The following is a 1190-nucleotide window of genomic DNA, read 5'->3' as shown; positions in this document are numbered from 1 at the left end:
CTCTTTATCCAGTTCATCTAATACAATATTTGATAGTAGCGGAGATAATGGCCCACCCTGGGGTGTGCCTCGTTGTCTCTGCTCAACTAGTCCATGTCGCATTATGCCTACCTGTAGGTATGACCTAATTAGCTTTAACACGCGTTTATCAGCAATATCTTGTGACAGCCTGTGCATTAGCCTATCGTGATTCACTGTATCGAAGTATTTTGCTAGGTCGATATCTACTACATAACCTCGACCCTCTCGGATGTAGCGACTGGCGGCCGACAATGCATGGTGCGCACTGCGGTTGGGTCTAAACCCGTAACTACTGTCGGAGAACTTCGGCTCATAGATACATGACAGCACTGATGTGATTGCCTGTTGGACTACCCTATCAAGGACTGTTGGGATACCTAATTGCCTTACGCCACCACTAGCTTTGGGGATTTCTACACCAAGAACAGGTTGAGGTTGATAGCTTCCATCCAGAAGACTCTGGCGAAGCTCTTGCCCGTTTGATGCCTGTCGAAGTCTTGAGATAGTGGCGTTGATGTCGAGCTTGTCGACTCCTGCACACCCTTTGTTCTTCTTCACGCGTCTAAGAGCTTGATTCAAATTGGTTGAGGAGCAGATTTGCTCCATCAACGAAGTTGAGGTCACCAAGACTCGCCCTCCTGTCTACGCCGACCATGCTTGTCATTCTTCGTATCCATGAGCTTTACTTGCGGTATTGCCCTTTGGGACGTAGAGATGAGTTTCATCTTGCTATGACTCCACATGATTGAGTGTCTAGTGACTGCTTCTTGATATATTCAGTTCAGGCCTTCCTTTGAGTTGTACATTCTCAAAGTACTATGCCTTCTGCTGACTTCTTATTGCTCATCACACAACATCACTGCTGTATTAGTCTCTATTGAGACAAACCATAAGATCTCCCGAGGTAAGACGTTGTTCTTTCCCTTGGCTGTGCCTGATTTACCACTACACACTTCCCGTCGAGGCATTGGGCTATTCTATCTATGGCTAGGTTGCCCAAGTTGTAATGGCCTACTATCAGATTTCTGTTCGTCACAACCAAGTTTTGCCATTTGCTTCCTTCAGATTTCACCTCACGGTGAACACCCTTGCATAGGCTAACGGTTCTCGCTCGACTGAGCCCGTAGAGGACTTTCACCTCCTAGATCAACGCCATGCTCGGCGCACCA

The 1190-nt window shown here is 47.2% G+C and carries 1 protein-coding gene; it reads right to left on the bottom strand.

Annotated features, from left to right (window positions below):
* On the bottom strand, window positions 1-627 hold a 627-nt coding region (locus AB4583_RS17380), incomplete at its 3' end, for a reverse transcriptase domain-containing protein (protein WP_372118528.1).
* Between the last annotated feature and the right edge of the window lie 563 nt (window positions 628-1190).

Origin of the sequence: Vibrio sp. 10N.222.49.C12 (genome assembly GCF_041475025.1) — a bacterium.
GTDB lineage: Bacteria > Pseudomonadota > Gammaproteobacteria > Enterobacterales > Vibrionaceae > Vibrio > Vibrio crassostreae_C.
This window is presented reverse-complemented; position numbering and strand designations above follow the sequence as displayed.